The organism is Pseudoalteromonas sp. Z1A2 (genome assembly GCF_011378755.1).
Lineage (GTDB): Bacteria > Pseudomonadota > Gammaproteobacteria > Enterobacterales > Alteromonadaceae > Pseudoalteromonas > Pseudoalteromonas distincta.
On sequence record NZ_WTKX01000016.1, the window covers coordinates 14,128 to 27,154 of the forward strand.

Consider the following 13,027-nt stretch of genomic DNA (forward strand, 5'->3'; position numbering starts at 1 on the left):
GGATCACCATGTCATATTTGTCTTTATCTAACACTAGTTTTATTGCGATTGCCATTAGTTTTGCGGTTATTTGCATAACTATTTTTTGTTTACGAGTTGTCACTCAAATCAAAGCAAAACAAGCGCTTAAAGATGAGTTAGCGCAACACGACAACTTTGCTATGGGTATTAGTTTTGCATCTGAAATATCGGTTGTTATAGCCACTATAGCCTTTTTATTTGACGAAATAAGCGTAAGCACTGCACAGTCAAACCCGTTAAAAGTGTTAATTATTATTGTTCTCTTATTCACTTTTATAAAAGTGGGCCATTTAATTCACAGAAAATGGATACTCCACAGATTTAATGAAGAAGCTGCCATACTAAAACAAAATGTATGTGCTGCATTGGTAGACTCAGGAATGTTAATCGCTAACTGTATTATTACTCTGGGCTTGTACACGTGGACGCACACCCAAGGGTTTAGCAACTTACTTATTGCTTGCGTTAGCTTTTTTACACTTCAGGGGATGTTTGCACTTGATAGCAAAATACGAGAACACCGTTTTGCAAAAGCAAACCAAGGTGCGTCACTACAAAGTAACTTTAACCTAGAAAATACATCTATTGGTATAAGATATGCTGGAAAATCAATTGGCTTAGCGTTGGCTGTATATGCTGGTTTATCTAGCGCAGCATTTCAAAACGGTAAAATGGTTGAAAACATATTTACACTTGTAATGCATTGCGGTGTAATGTGGATACTACTTTACGGCTTAACGTATGTGATAAAAGTTATCTCTTTACCAAATATTGATACGGCTCTTGAAATAGACCATCAAGATAATATTGGGGTAGCATGCATAGAATTTGCTGTTTTTTGTGCTATTGGTTATTTACTTATTAGTATGTTTTCTCTTTAGACCTTTTTTACTGAAAATACAGCAATTAAAACGTCTGCATTTAAGTAATAATGGTAATTACTTAGATGCAACAAGGTCCTAGCTCTATGCCGCCTGAAATAACGAACTATTTGTTAATTGACATAGACAACGAATTTAGCCGCGCATTTGCCGAATACTATGTAAATAGTAATGGCATAACAAAAGCGAGTACACTTATTGCTGCAGGGAGTAATACCCGCCAATTAGTAAAAATGATGTTTGACGAGCTTATTAAAGACTATAGTTATTGCGATCTTGAAAACGAAATAAGCGTTTCTGAGTTAATTAATTATTTAAAAGATCATCACGATTTACACGGAGTCCTTTTCAATAGCACCGATTATTTACTCGCAAGTGATAAGCAGCGCTTTATTTATAACTCCTTACATGAAGAACGCTTTTTAATAAATCTTGATGATACAGGCTATACACTAAGCCGGGTTACCGATGAGACGTTAACGGAACCTTCGAAAAATCATCACGATATAGCGCATACCCCACAAGATTTAATAGATCTCGCCGAACAACTTAATAAAAATAAATAATTGCGCACAGCCCCCAGCTTACTTACCATAGCAATATATATTTTACGCTATGTAGTAAGTGACGCCCTATGCGAGTTCCTCATATTTATCAAACATCGAGTATTGCCCTAAACACCCCTGTAACTTTAGATGACGATGCTGCAGGGCATATTGGCAGAGTGCTGCGCATGAAAGTAGGCGAGCATGTATCTATTTTTAATGGCGAAGGTGGCGAATACCTTAGTGAAATAATTGAGGTAACAAAAAAAACAGTCGTCGTAATGCCATTAGAACTTAACCCTCACGATGTAGAATCTCCACTTAAAATTCATTTAGGTCAGTGTGTATCCCGTGGTGATAAAATGGATTTTACAATTCAAAAGTCAGTTGAACTAGGTATTACCGAAATCACCCCTATTTTTAGTCAACGCTGTGGTGTGAAACTAATGGGCGATCGTCTTGAGAAAAAACACCAACAATGGCAAAAAATTGCAATTGCTGCGGCTGAGCAGTCAGGGCGTAATTTTGTGCCAATTATTCACCCACCTATAGATTTAAAACAATGGCTTGCACAACAAACCGATGCAATTAAGCTCACTCTTCACCCTCGTGCTGAGCACAGTATTAAAACCATTACGGTACCTAAAGATGGCGTACGCTTTTTAGTAGGCCCCGAAGGTGGCTTTACCGACGATGAAATGGCACTAACCAAACAACTAGAGTTTGTAGATATTCGCTTAGGCCCGCGCGTTTTACGAACGGAAACAGCCGCTTTAACGGTCTTAAGTGCATTACAACTTCAATTTGGCGATTTAGCTAATTGAAATAACTAAAAGCACCCTCATATAAACAGTAACATTTATAGTAAGGCACAGCGCATGGCAATTAAGTTAGGTATTATTTCAGATCCTATTAGTGGATTTAACATCAAAAAAGACACCGGTTTTGCAATGATGATGCAAGCGCAAGAACGTGGCTACGAAATTTATTATATGGAGATGGACGATTTATCTCTTCGTAAAGGCAAGTCGTACGCTACAGCGTCTAAAGCGCAAGTGTTTAATAATGCAGAAAAATGGTATGAGCTTGAAGAAAAAGCCACTATAGCCCTTGCCGATCTTGACGTAATTTTAATGCGTAAAGACCCTCCTTTTGATACTGAATACATTTACGCGACGTATATTTTAGAGCGTGCTGAACAAGAAGGTACGTTAATAATTAACAAGCCACAAAGCCTTCGCGATGCTAACGAAAAGCTGTTTACAGCATGGTTTAGCGAGCATACGCCAGACACACTTGTTACACGTAGCCAAAAACAAATTCGTGAATTTTTAGCACAGCATAAAGACATTATTTTAAAGCCGCTTGATGGCATGGGTGGCGCATCGATTTTTCGCATCAGAGAAGACGATGCCAACATTGGTGTAATTTGTGAAACGTTAACCGAGCACGGCAGCCGCTTCGCAATGGTGCAAAATTACATTCCAGAGATCAAACAAGGCGATAAGCGCGTACTAGTAGTTGATGGCGAAGTTATTCCATATTGTTTAGCGCGTATACCACAAAATGGTGAAACACGCGGTAATTTGGCTGCAGGCGGTCGAGGTGAAGCCCGTCCACTTAGCGAATCAGATTTAAAAATAGCGCAAGCTGTTGCACCAACGCTCAAAGAAAAAGGCTTAATATTTGTAGGTTTAGATATTATTGGCGATAAATTAACTGAAATTAACGTAACTGCACCAACGTGCGTACGCGAAATTGAAGCTGCTTATGATATTTCTATCACAGGTATTTTATTTGATGCAATTGAGCGTAAATTAGGTAAGTAATTACCACAATAAAAAGCCCATTAGTTTAAGCCTTTCATGCAATTAATGGGCTTTTTATGTCAATTTAAATAACTATGCCATACTCAAAGTTCATTAACTAAAAAGGGTGAAATCTATGCAGTCATTAGAAAATCATTTTTTAATCGCGATGCCGTCAATGCAAGACCCTTTTTTTAAACGTGCTGTTACCTATATTTGTGAGCACAATGAAGATGGGGCTATGGGCTTGGTAATAAACCAACCTATTGATGTTACTGTTGGCGAACTTTTAGATAAAATAGAAATTGATAACGACAAAACGCAAAACGCAGCAAAAGTAAGTGTGTTTGCAGGTGGGCCCGTTAAAACTGACCGTGGTTTTGTACTGCACTCTCCCCAATCGGGTTATTCAGCAAGTCAAAAACTCAGTAGCGATATTATGATCACTACCTCAAAAGACGTTCTAGCAAACTTAACCACTGCACAAGCACCAGAGCAGTTTATTATTACACTTGGTTATTCAGGGTGGGAGCAAGGACAACTCGAACAAGAGTTACTTGATAACAACTGGTTGATCATAGAAGCCGATCCGAAGATCATTTTTGATACCCCCGTTGAAAAACGATGGGAAAAAGCAGTTTCAATGTTGGGCTTTGATATTAGCCAACTCAGCCCTGAAGCTGGTCACGCATAATAGTAACTAACCCTTAGCAAACTTAAACAAGATACACATGACAAAAAAATCGCTTAAGCCGCAAGGCGAACGCACTGTAATGGGCTTTGACTTTGGCACCAAAAGTATTGGTATTGCTATTGGGCAAGAGTTAACCGGCAGTGCGTCTAGCCTTAAGGCTGTAAAAGCACAAGATGGCATTCCTAACTGGGACCATATCGCCGTACAAGTAGCCGAGTGGCAGCCTGACTTAATGGTTGTTGGTTTACCGCTAAATATGGATGGAACATCACAAGAGGTTACCTTTAAAGCAAAAAAGTTTGCCAACAGATTGCATAATCATTATGGCATTCCTGTGCAAACACAAGATGAGCGCTTAACGACAGCGGACGCTAAAGCGCGACTTTTTGAAAGTGGCGGCTATAAAAACTTAGGTAAAGGTAACGTAGATAATATGTCTGCGGTTATTATTTTAGAAAGCTTTTTTGAATCTAGTTACGGTGAATAAACTGGCTATATAAACAACCCTTTATACAAATAAAAAAAGCGCCAATTGGCGCTTTTTTATTAATTACTTTTAAATTATTGATCGCTATTTTTATCATCAAGGCCATCAATAGTAACGCCCTGTAAAAAGCCCGCACCTTGTTGTTCGTTATTGCGCAGTTTTATCATTAAGCGTAAATCATTTGGCGAGTCAGCATGGTGCAGTGCATCAGCGTAGTTAATTCGCTGCTGTCTGTACAACTCAAATAACGCTTGGTCAAAGGTTTGCATGCCCATTTCTTTCGACTTAGCCATTGCCTCTTTAATTCCGCCAATATCACCATTTTTAATCAGTTCAGCGACCATTGGTGAGTTAAGCAATATTTCAATAGCTGCAACACGGCTTTCACCATCAGCAGTCGGCACTAATTGCTGAGCAACAATGGCACGTAAGTTAAGTGCTAAGTCGTACTTAAGCTTATCGTGTTTTTCTTTTGGTACTAAATGCATAATACGGTCAATCGCTTGGTTCGCATTATTAGCATGTAGTGTTGCAACACACAGGTGCCCGGTTTCAGCAAAGCTTAGGGCGTATTCCATGGTTTCTTGCGATCGAATTTCACCAATCAAAATAACATCTGGAGCTTGGCGTAATGAGCTTTTAAGTGCCGATTCAAAGCTTTCTGTATCAAGCCCTACTTCGCGCTGAGTAATAATACTTTTACGATGCTCATGAACAAACTCAATCGGATCTTCAATGGTCAGTATATGACCTCGTTGATTACGGTTTCGATAACCAATAAGTGCAGCTAGTGAGGTCGACTTACCCGTACCTGTACCACCTACAAACAAGACAAGACCGCGTTTAGACATAATTACATCTGTCAGCGTAGACGGCAGACCTAAATCACTCACATCAGGAATTTGCGTCACAATACGGCGAATAACCATACCTGCTCTATCGCGCTGCCAAAAAGCAGAAATACGAAAACGCCCTTCGTCGGTAGCAATCGCAAAGTTACATTCTTTCGTTGTATGAAATTCTGCTTTTTGCTTTTCGCTCATTGCAGATTCTACTAACTCAAGCGATTGCTCATCAGTCAGTCTATCGTCACTGAGAGCTGTTAGTTCACCGTTTATTTTTGCACTTACAGGTAACTGACTCGATACAAATAGGTCAGAACCCTTTTTCTCAATCATTATGAGTAAAAAGTCGTTTAAAGATAAAGCCATAATAATTTCTTACCCACCAAATTGTGTTTTGTCTTGCGCTTTTTCTTTCGCTGCCGTATTTGTAACAATACCGTGATTAACTAAATTAGTTAAACACTGATCCATTGTTTGCATGCCCACAGACGCACCGGTTTGAATAGACGAATACATTTGTGCAATTTTATCTTCACGAATTAAGTTACGAATAGCAGGGACTGCAATCATAATTTCGTGTGCTGCAACTCGCCCACCACCAATTTTTTTAAGCAGTGTTTGTGAAATTACCGCACGTAAAGATTCAGATAACATTGAGCGTACCATAGCTTTTTCTTCACCTGGGAATACATCAATAATACGGTCAATAGTTTTTGGTGCAGATGTTGTATGTAGCGTGCCAAACACTAAGTGACCCGTTTCAGCAGCGGTCATTGCAAGACGAATTGTTTCTAAATCACGTAACTCACCCACAAGTATTACATCAGGGTCTTCACGCAATGCACTACGTAGCGCGTTTGAAAAGCTATGTGTATCGCGGTGAACTTCACGTTGGTTAATTAAACTTAATTTATTATCGTGAACAAACTCGATTGGATCTTCTATTGTTAGAATATGGTGATGTTTATTTTGATTTATATAATCGACCATAGCGGCAAGTGTTGTTGATTTACCTGAACCCGTTGGCCCTGTGACTAACACGAGTCCACGTGGGGTATCAGAGATTGTTTTAAAAATATCTGGCGCACCTAAATCATCAAGCGTTAACACTTCACTTGGTATGGTACGAAATACCGCAGCAGGCCCGCGATTAGAGTTAAACGCATTCACACGAAAACGTGCTAAATTAGGCACTTCAAACGAAAAATCCACTTCGAGGTTTTGTTCGTAGTCCTTGCGTTGATTATCGTTCATAATATCGTAAACCAGACTGTTTACGTCTTTGTCTGCAAGGGCTGGTATATTAATGCGGCGAACATCACCGTCTACGCGTATCATAGGTGAAACACCCGACGATAAATGTAAATCGGATGCTTTGTGTTGCACACTAAACGCTAATAATTCGGTAATATCCATTTATGACTCCACAACTAACTGATAAATATATGGTTACAATAGCAGAACGACTCACATCCGCCTACGCTAGAATTGCAGACGCGGCAAAAAACACACAGCGAAACACTAACGAAGTTACTCTACTAGCAGTGTCTAAAACTAAACCAAGCGAAGATATTATTGCAGCTTATGAGCATGGTCAGCGCGAATTTGGTGAATCTTATGTTCAAGAGGCTATAGATAAAATAGCGCAACTACAGTCATATAGCGACATCATTTGGCATTTCATTGGCCCTATTCAATCAAATAAAAGTGCATTAGTAGCTGCTAACTTTGATTGGGTGCAAAGTGTTGATCGCATAAAAATAGCAAAGCGATTAGATTCCCAGCGCCCAAACGATAAACCACCTCTTAATATACTTATTCAAGTAAATATAAGTAATGAGGAAGCAAAGTCAGGTTGCCGCCGCGATGAAATAGATGAACTTGCCGATTATATTAACCAATGTGAGCACTTAACACTTCGAGGTTTAATGGCAATTCCCGCTAAAAGCGACAAACTGGATACGCAAATTCAATCTTTTGAGCAATTACAAACTTGCTTTGATAAACTAAAGACCCAATATCCTCAAGTAGATACTTTGTCGATGGGTATGAGTAACGATGTTGAAGCTGCCATTAGCGCAGGCTCAACCATGGTAAGGATCGGCACAGACATTTTTGGAACACGAACTTAAAAGGTGATAACAGATTTATGTCAGATAAAAAAATCGCATTTATAGGCACAGGTAATATGAGCTACGCCATTATTGGTGGCATGGTAAAAAACGGCTTTAACGCAAGTAACATAATTGCGACTAACCGCAACCAAGAAAAGCTTGAAAAGGTAGCATTTGATTTCAAGGTGCAAACCACCAGTGACAATAACGAAGCCCTGCGCGATGCTGATGTAATTGTTTTGTCTGTTAAACCACAAATGATGGGCGATTTATGTAAATCGTTTCAAGAGTCGGGCGTAGATTTTAGCGATAAACTGTTTATTTCTGTTGCGGCGGGCTTAACTGTAAAACGTTTACGTGAAATGCTAGGCCAAGACGTTAAAATGGTACGTTGCATGCCAAACACGCCATCTTTATTAGGTCGCGGAGTATCAGGTTTATATGGTGCGGGCGAAACACAAAGCGAACACGAATTTGTACAACAAGTTTTTGAATGCACGGGCATTGTTGTATGGGTGGAAAAAGAGTCACAAATTAACGATATTATTGCTGTAACCGGCTCATCACCTGCTTACTTTTTCTTATTTATGGAAGCCATAGAAGAAAAAGCAAAAGCGCTGGGCTTTAACGATGAAGACGCTCGTCGCCTGGTACAACAAACAGCCCTTGGCGCTGCCGAAATGGCACTTAGCCAGCCTGATATTAGTATTTCGCAACTACGTTCAAACGTAACATCTAAAGGCGGCACTACTCACGCAGCTGTTGAGCACTTAAAAGACGAAGGCTTAACTAAAACCGTTGGCGATGCAATGGATGCGTGTATTGCGCGTGCAGAGCAAATGGAAAAAGAACTTTAAAACCACTTTTTATTGAAGGTTACACTATGAATGCCATGCAATTTTTAATCAGTACCCTGTTTGATTTGTTTTTAATGGTGGTATTACTGCGCTTTTGGCTGCAGTGGGCAAAAGCCGACTTTTATAATCCAATGAGCCAGTTTGTGGTTAAAGCCACGTCGTTTGCGGTAAAACCACTGCGTAAAATCATTCCGGGGTTTGGCGGACTTGATTTAGCATCTCTGTTGCTGGCATTTATAGTAGCTGTAGCCAAAATTAGTACTTTAATGCTTGTTATATATAATGCGTGGGCAATACAGCCTGTGCTTATTCAAGCACTTATAACGGTACTAAAAGAAGGCCTTAACTTAGTTTTTTGGATACTTATTATTCGCGCTATTTTAAGTTGGGTTAGCCAAGGTTATAACCCTATAGAAGCGGTTTTCCACCAGCTTACTGAACCAATGCTAAAACCAATTCGTAAAATATTGCCATCAATGGGTGGCTTAGATTTATCAGTTTTAGTGCTTATTATTGGTATTCAGTTTTTGCAAATGCTGCTTATGGATTTTCTAGTCTAATATAGATTTTTTAATTAGAGGCCCAAAGGCCTCTTTTTTATATGTTTTGAGGAATACATAATGAACCGTTTAATTAAGTTTTGTTTTATTGCTTGTTTAGCATTTGCATTTAACGCGCAAAGCGAAGAAATGCAGGGCGCACAATACAAAGAGCTTGGCCCTTGGCAAGTCCATTACATCGCCTTTCCTTCTACTTTTATTCAGCCAAAAATAGCAAAAGCGTACAACCTTGAGCGCAGTGGCTACAAAGGGGTTGTAAACATTTCTATATTAAAAAATGATGCCGATAAAACAGCACAAACGGCAAAGCTTACAGGCACAGCGAAAAACCTACTAGGCAACAAACAAACGCTTACTTTTAAAGAAGTAAAAGAAGGTGAGTCAATTTATTACCTTGCCCAAGTTGATTACACCAACGAAGAGATTTTACGCTTTGAGATTGAGATACAACAAAATAATCAATTTCAAAAATTACAGTTTCAGCAAAAATTTTACGTAGATTAATAACATGACCAAAACTTTAGTACTTGCTACAGGTAATCCTGGCAAAGTAAAAGAGCTAGCTAACATGCTAAGCTCTTTGAATATTAATGTAGTTCCACAGAGCGATTTTAACGTAGGTGAAGTTGCCGAAACCGGCACTACCTTTGTTGAAAATGCCATTATTAAAGCGCGCCATGCCGCTAAAATTACTGGCATGCCTGCTATTGCCGATGACTCAGGTTTAGAAGTTGATGGCCTAAATGGCGCACCCGGTGTTTACTCAGCCCGTTTTGCAGGCCCAGGTGCCAGCGATCAAGATAACATTGATAAGTTACTCGTAGATTTAGGTGATAACCCTATTCGCAGTGCACGCTTTTGGTGTGTACTGGTGTTAATGCGCCACGCAGACGACCCTACTCCGCTTATTTGTAGTGCTAGTTGGGAGGGCGAAATTACGCTCACTCAAAATGGCAACGGTGGATTTGGTTACGATCCTGTGTTTTTTGTAGCAGAGAAAAATTGTACGAGTGCAGAGCTTACAAAAGAGCAAAAAAATGCAGTGAGTCATCGCGGACAAGCGCTGCAAAAATTATTACTAGAACTACAGCAAAAAGGCGGCCTGTGAACCTTCCACCACTGAGCTTATATGTGCACGTGCCTTGGTGCGTGCAAAAATGCCCGTACTGCGATTTTAATAGCCACGGACAAAAAGGTGAAATACCTGAAGCTGAATATGTTCAACACTTAATTGATGACTTAAAAGCAGATTTGCACTTAGTGCAAGGACGTAAAATTCACAGCATTTTTATTGGTGGCGGCACACCAAGCTTATTAACTGGTGCAGCTTATACCCGTTTATTAAATGAAGTCGACAACCTAATTGGGCTTGAAGAACACTGCGAAATAACCCTTGAAGCCAACCCTGGTACAGTAGAAACAGGTCGCTTTAAAGATTACGTAAAAGCAGGCATTAACCGTATTTCTATCGGTGTGCAAAGCATGCAAAACGACAAGTTAAAAGCACTTGGTCGGATTCATGGCAGCGACGAGGCAAACTATGCCGCGCAACAAGCTACAGAAGCCGGTTTAAATAGCTTTAATCTTGATTTAATGCATGGCTTACCTGGGCAAACACTTGATGATGCTCTGAGTGATTTAAAACAAATAATAGCGCTCGATCCACCGCACATATCTTGGTATCAATTAACTATTGAACCCAATACTCAGTTTGCTTCAAAGCCCCCTACCTTGCCACAAGATGAAACACTGTGGGACATTCAAGAACAAGGGGTTGAGTTACTCGCGCAAGCAGGTTACGTGCAATACGAAATATCGGGCTATGCAAAACCGGGCTATCAATGCCAACATAACTTAAATTATTGGCGTTTTGGCGATTATCTCGGTATTGGCTGCGGCGCACATGGTAAGGTTACTGATGCAAATACAGGGCTTATAACGCGTACCGAAAAGGTTAAACATCCTCGCGGCTATATGGATTTAATTAAACCGTATATGTATAAAAGCTGGCATGTAGAGCAAGACGATTTAGCGTTTGAATTTTTTATGAATCGCTTTCGCCTTGTTGAGCCTTGCCCAATTAATGACTTTAATAAACTAACAACACTGCCGCTGCAAAGTCAGCAAAGTGCATTAAACCAAGCAATAAATAAAGGTTTATTGACTCAAACAGACAGCCATTGGCAGGTAACCTTAAAAGGTCATCGCTTTTTAAATGACCTGCTAGAATTGTTTGTGTAGCGCTAAGGCACTGCACAACAATATAAAACTAATAAATATAATTCACCCTAATGGGTTTCTAACAACAAAAGGGAAAACAATGCGTAAACTCACTTTTATTGCGGCCGCAGTAAGCGTTGCACTACTTGCTGGTTGCCAGCAAACAACACAACAATCTACTTCAGCCCCTATTGCACAAGCAGTTCAATCACAACAAAGTGAAATAGACAAAGCCAATGCATTTTTTGAAGATACATTTAACCGCGATGTAATGAGCAGCCCTGTATATCAAACATACATGGGGATTAAGCAAGATTACGATAAATGGGACGATGGCAGCGAAGAAAGAAAGCTTAAAGATTTAGCACAAACAAAAGCTGACCTAGTTACATTAAAAGCAATTAATCGTGATTTGTTAGATGATGCAACAAAAGTTAGCTACGACTTAAAAAAACAGGATCTTGAAAGCTCAATTGCTGACTTTAAATGGCGCTACCATAATTACCCTGTGAACCAAATGTTTGGTACGCATTCTATGATCCCTGCGTTTTTAATTAATCAGCACTCAATTAGTAATGTAAAAGAAGCTAAAGACTACATTTCACGCCTAAATGGTGTAACTGACGTTATTGATCAGCTAATTACTGACTTAGAAACTCGTGCTGATAAGGGGATTATTGCTCCTAAATTTGTGTTCCCGCATGTTATTGATTCAAGCAAAAACATTATTCACGGTGCACCGTTTGAAAAAGGCGATGATTCTACATTGCTTGCTGACTTTAAACGCAAAGTAACAGCGCTTGAAATTAACCAAAACGAAAAAGACTCGTTAATCAGCGATGCATCAGATGCATTAAAATCGGCTGTTAAACCATCTTACTCTAAGCTAATTAATTACCTAGCGCAGCTTGAGAAACGTGCTGATGATCGCGATGGCGCATGGAAATTACCAGATGGCGAAGCGTTTTATAACAACGCACTTAAGCGCACTACAACAACAGATTTAACGGCTAAAGAAATTCATGCAATTGGTTTATCTGAAGTGACACGTATTCATGATGAAATGCGTGAAATTAAAGATAAAGTAGGCTTTAAAGGCGACTTAAAAGCGTTTATGCAGTTTATGAAAACTGACAAACAATTTTACTACCCTAATGATGCACAAGGTAAGCAACGCTACCTTGATGAAGCCACTGGACTTATTGATACAATGAAAACACGCTTAGATGAGTTATTCATTGTTAAACCAAAAGCTGATTTAAAAGTAAAAGCAGTTGAAGCATTCCGTGAAAAAGCTGCGGGCAAGGCATTTTACCAACAGCCAGCTCCAGATGGTTCACGCCCAGGCATTTACTACGCTAACCTTTATGACATGGAAGCTATGCCAACATATCAAATGGAAGCACTTGCTTACCACGAAGGTATTCCGGGTCACCACATGCAAATCGCTATTTCGCAAGAACTAGAAGGCGTTCCTAAGTTCCGTAAATTTGGTGGTTACACAGCGTATATTGAAGGTTGGGGTTTATACTCAGAGTTCATTCCTAAAGAAATGGGCATGTACTCAGACCCTTACTCAGATTTTGGTCGTCTTTCAATGGAGCTATGGCGCGCATGTCGTCTAGTGGTTGATACGGGTATTCACGCAATGAAGTGGACTCGTCAAGAAGGTATTGATTACTACGTAAATAACACGCCTAATGCAACATCTGACGGTGTTAAAATGGTTGAGCGTCACATTGTAATGCCTTCACAAGCAACGGCTTATAAAGTGGGTATGCTTAAGATTTTAGAACTTCGTGAAGACGCTAAAAAGCAACTTGGTGATAAGTTTGATATTCGCCAGTTCCACGACGTAGTGCTTAAAAATGGTCCTGTACCACTAAATGTACTAGAGAACTTTGTTAATGAATGGGTAGCAAGCAAAAAAGCTTAAAACCAATTTAAACAATTGCTTTAAATATGAAAGGTCGCATTTGCGGCCTTTTTTGTTTT

The 13,027-nt window shown here is 39.6% G+C and carries 15 protein-coding genes; 13 read left to right on the forward strand and 2 right to left on the reverse strand.

What is annotated here, in order from left to right; translation table 11 throughout:
* The first annotated feature begins 8 nt into the window (after positions 1-8).
* The 6 genes from GQR47_RS12030 to ruvX all read left to right on the forward strand — a co-directional run bounded on the left by GQR47_RS12030 (position 9) and on the right by ruvX (position 4,436).
* The gene (locus GQR47_RS12030; protein WP_165723830.1) at positions 9-902 is read left to right on the forward strand and encodes a hypothetical protein; all 894 of its coding nucleotides are present in this window, start codon (positions 9-11) and stop codon (positions 900-902) included.
* 65 nt (positions 903-967) lie between these two features.
* A complete protein-coding gene (locus GQR47_RS12035) occupies positions 968-1,468 on the forward strand; it encodes a hypothetical protein (protein ID WP_165723831.1) in 501 nt (166 codons plus the stop codon).
* Positions 1,469-1,536: 68 nt separating this feature from the next.
* Positions 1,537-2,271 carry a 16S rRNA (uracil(1498)-N(3))-methyltransferase gene (gene rsmE / locus GQR47_RS12040; protein ID WP_002961950.1) on the forward strand — a complete coding sequence of 245 codons (735 nt, stop codon included), beginning with the start codon at positions 1,537-1,539 and terminating at the stop codon, positions 2,269-2,271.
* Positions 2,272-2,325: 54 nt separating this feature from the next.
* Complete coding sequence (gene gshB, locus GQR47_RS12045) at positions 2,326-3,276, forward strand: glutathione synthase (RefSeq protein WP_154903711.1); 951 nt, start codon at positions 2,326-2,328, stop codon at positions 3,274-3,276.
* Between the two features lie 115 nt (positions 3,277-3,391).
* Entirely contained in the window at positions 3,392-3,949 is a 558-nt protein-coding gene (locus tag GQR47_RS12050; protein ID WP_165723832.1) for a YqgE/AlgH family protein, read from the forward strand.
* A gap of 37 nt (positions 3,950-3,986) precedes the next feature.
* The gene (gene ruvX / locus GQR47_RS12055; protein WP_002961947.1) at positions 3,987-4,436 is read left to right on the forward strand and encodes a Holliday junction resolvase RuvX; all 450 of its coding nucleotides are present in this window, start codon (positions 3,987-3,989) and stop codon (positions 4,434-4,436) included.
* Between the two features lie 74 nt (positions 4,437-4,510).
* Here the strand turns inward: ruvX and GQR47_RS12060 are convergent, their stop codons facing one another.
* Together GQR47_RS12060 and GQR47_RS12065 are read right to left on the reverse strand one after the other, a co-directional pair.
* The gene (locus GQR47_RS12060) at positions 4,511-5,647 is read right to left on the reverse strand and encodes a PilT/PilU family type 4a pilus ATPase (RefSeq protein WP_024596219.1); all 1,137 of its coding nucleotides are present in this window, start codon (positions 5,645-5,647) and stop codon (positions 4,511-4,513) included.
* Between the two features lie 9 nt (positions 5,648-5,656).
* Positions 5,657-6,697, reverse strand: a complete 1,041-nt coding sequence (locus GQR47_RS12065; RefSeq protein ID WP_024596218.1) for a type IV pilus twitching motility protein PilT — start codon at positions 6,695-6,697, stop codon at positions 5,657-5,659.
* Positions 6,698-6,699: 2 nt separating this feature from the next.
* On the opposite strand from GQR47_RS12065, the gene GQR47_RS12070 reads away from it, so the two are divergent.
* The 7 genes from GQR47_RS12070 to GQR47_RS12100 all read left to right on the forward strand — a co-directional run bounded on the left by GQR47_RS12070 (position 6,700) and on the right by GQR47_RS12100 (position 12,968).
* Positions 6,700-7,413 carry a YggS family pyridoxal phosphate-dependent enzyme gene (locus tag GQR47_RS12070; protein ID WP_165723833.1) on the forward strand — a complete coding sequence of 238 codons (714 nt, stop codon included), beginning with the start codon at positions 6,700-6,702 and terminating at the stop codon, positions 7,411-7,413.
* A 17-nt stretch (positions 7,414-7,430) separates the two neighbouring features.
* Positions 7,431-8,252 (forward strand): pyrroline-5-carboxylate reductase, encoded by an 822-nt coding sequence (gene proC, locus GQR47_RS12075; RefSeq protein ID WP_002962567.1) that lies wholly within the window; start codon positions 7,431-7,433, stop codon positions 8,250-8,252.
* Between the two features lie 26 nt (positions 8,253-8,278).
* The gene (locus GQR47_RS12080) at positions 8,279-8,812 is read left to right on the forward strand and encodes a YggT family protein (protein ID WP_165723834.1); all 534 of its coding nucleotides are present in this window, start codon (positions 8,279-8,281) and stop codon (positions 8,810-8,812) included.
* A gap of 60 nt (positions 8,813-8,872) precedes the next feature.
* The gene (locus tag GQR47_RS12085; protein ID WP_165723835.1) at positions 8,873-9,316 is read left to right on the forward strand and encodes a DUF4426 domain-containing protein; all 444 of its coding nucleotides are present in this window, start codon (positions 8,873-8,875) and stop codon (positions 9,314-9,316) included.
* A gap of 4 nt (positions 9,317-9,320) precedes the next feature.
* Positions 9,321-9,920, forward strand: coding sequence for an XTP/dITP diphosphatase (locus GQR47_RS12090; RefSeq protein ID WP_002962573.1), 600 nt, complete (start codon positions 9,321-9,323; stop codon positions 9,918-9,920).
* A complete protein-coding gene (hemW, locus tag GQR47_RS12095; protein ID WP_165723836.1) occupies positions 9,917-11,053 on the forward strand; it encodes a radical SAM family heme chaperone HemW in 1,137 nt (378 codons plus the stop codon). The genes GQR47_RS12090 and hemW overlap by 4 nt, the downstream gene beginning before the upstream one ends.
* 79 nt (positions 11,054-11,132) lie before the next feature.
* Positions 11,133-12,968: a DUF885 domain-containing protein gene (locus tag GQR47_RS12100; RefSeq protein ID WP_165723837.1), complete on the forward strand. Its 1,836-nt coding sequence runs from the start codon at positions 11,133-11,135 to the stop codon at positions 12,966-12,968.
* The last annotated feature ends 59 nt before the right edge of the window (positions 12,969-13,027 follow it).

Bases quoted from the DNA above. Each gene is read 5' to 3' on its own strand.
- GQR47_RS12030 (WP_165723830.1), top strand. From the start codon at position 9: ATGTCATATTTGTCTTTATCTAACACTAGTTTTATTGCGATTGCCATT.
- GQR47_RS12035 (WP_165723831.1), top strand. From the start codon at position 968: ATGCAACAAGGTCCTAGCTCTATGCCGCCTGAAATAACGAACTATTTG.
- rsmE (WP_002961950.1), top strand. From the start codon at position 1,537: ATGCGAGTTCCTCATATTTATCAAACATCGAGTATTGCCCTAAACACC.
- gshB (WP_154903711.1), top strand. From the start codon at position 2,326: ATGGCAATTAAGTTAGGTATTATTTCAGATCCTATTAGTGGATTTAAC.
- GQR47_RS12050 (WP_165723832.1), top strand. From the start codon at position 3,392: ATGCAGTCATTAGAAAATCATTTTTTAATCGCGATGCCGTCAATGCAA.
- ruvX (WP_002961947.1), top strand. From the start codon at position 3,987: ATGACAAAAAAATCGCTTAAGCCGCAAGGCGAACGCACTGTAATGGGC.
- GQR47_RS12060 (WP_024596219.1), bottom strand. From the start codon at position 5,647: ATGGCTTTATCTTTAAACGACTTTTTACTCATAATGATTGAGAAAAAG.
- GQR47_RS12065 (WP_024596218.1), bottom strand. From the start codon at position 6,697: ATGGATATTACCGAATTATTAGCGTTTAGTGTGCAACACAAAGCATCC.
- GQR47_RS12070 (WP_165723833.1), top strand. From the start codon at position 6,700: ATGACTCCACAACTAACTGATAAATATATGGTTACAATAGCAGAACGA.
- proC (WP_002962567.1), top strand. From the start codon at position 7,431: ATGTCAGATAAAAAAATCGCATTTATAGGCACAGGTAATATGAGCTAC.
- GQR47_RS12080 (WP_165723834.1), top strand. From the start codon at position 8,279: ATGAATGCCATGCAATTTTTAATCAGTACCCTGTTTGATTTGTTTTTA.
- GQR47_RS12085 (WP_165723835.1), top strand. From the start codon at position 8,873: ATGAACCGTTTAATTAAGTTTTGTTTTATTGCTTGTTTAGCATTTGCA.
- GQR47_RS12090 (WP_002962573.1), top strand. From the start codon at position 9,321: ATGACCAAAACTTTAGTACTTGCTACAGGTAATCCTGGCAAAGTAAAA.
- GQR47_RS12100 (WP_165723837.1), top strand. From the start codon at position 11,133: ATGCGTAAACTCACTTTTATTGCGGCCGCAGTAAGCGTTGCACTACTT.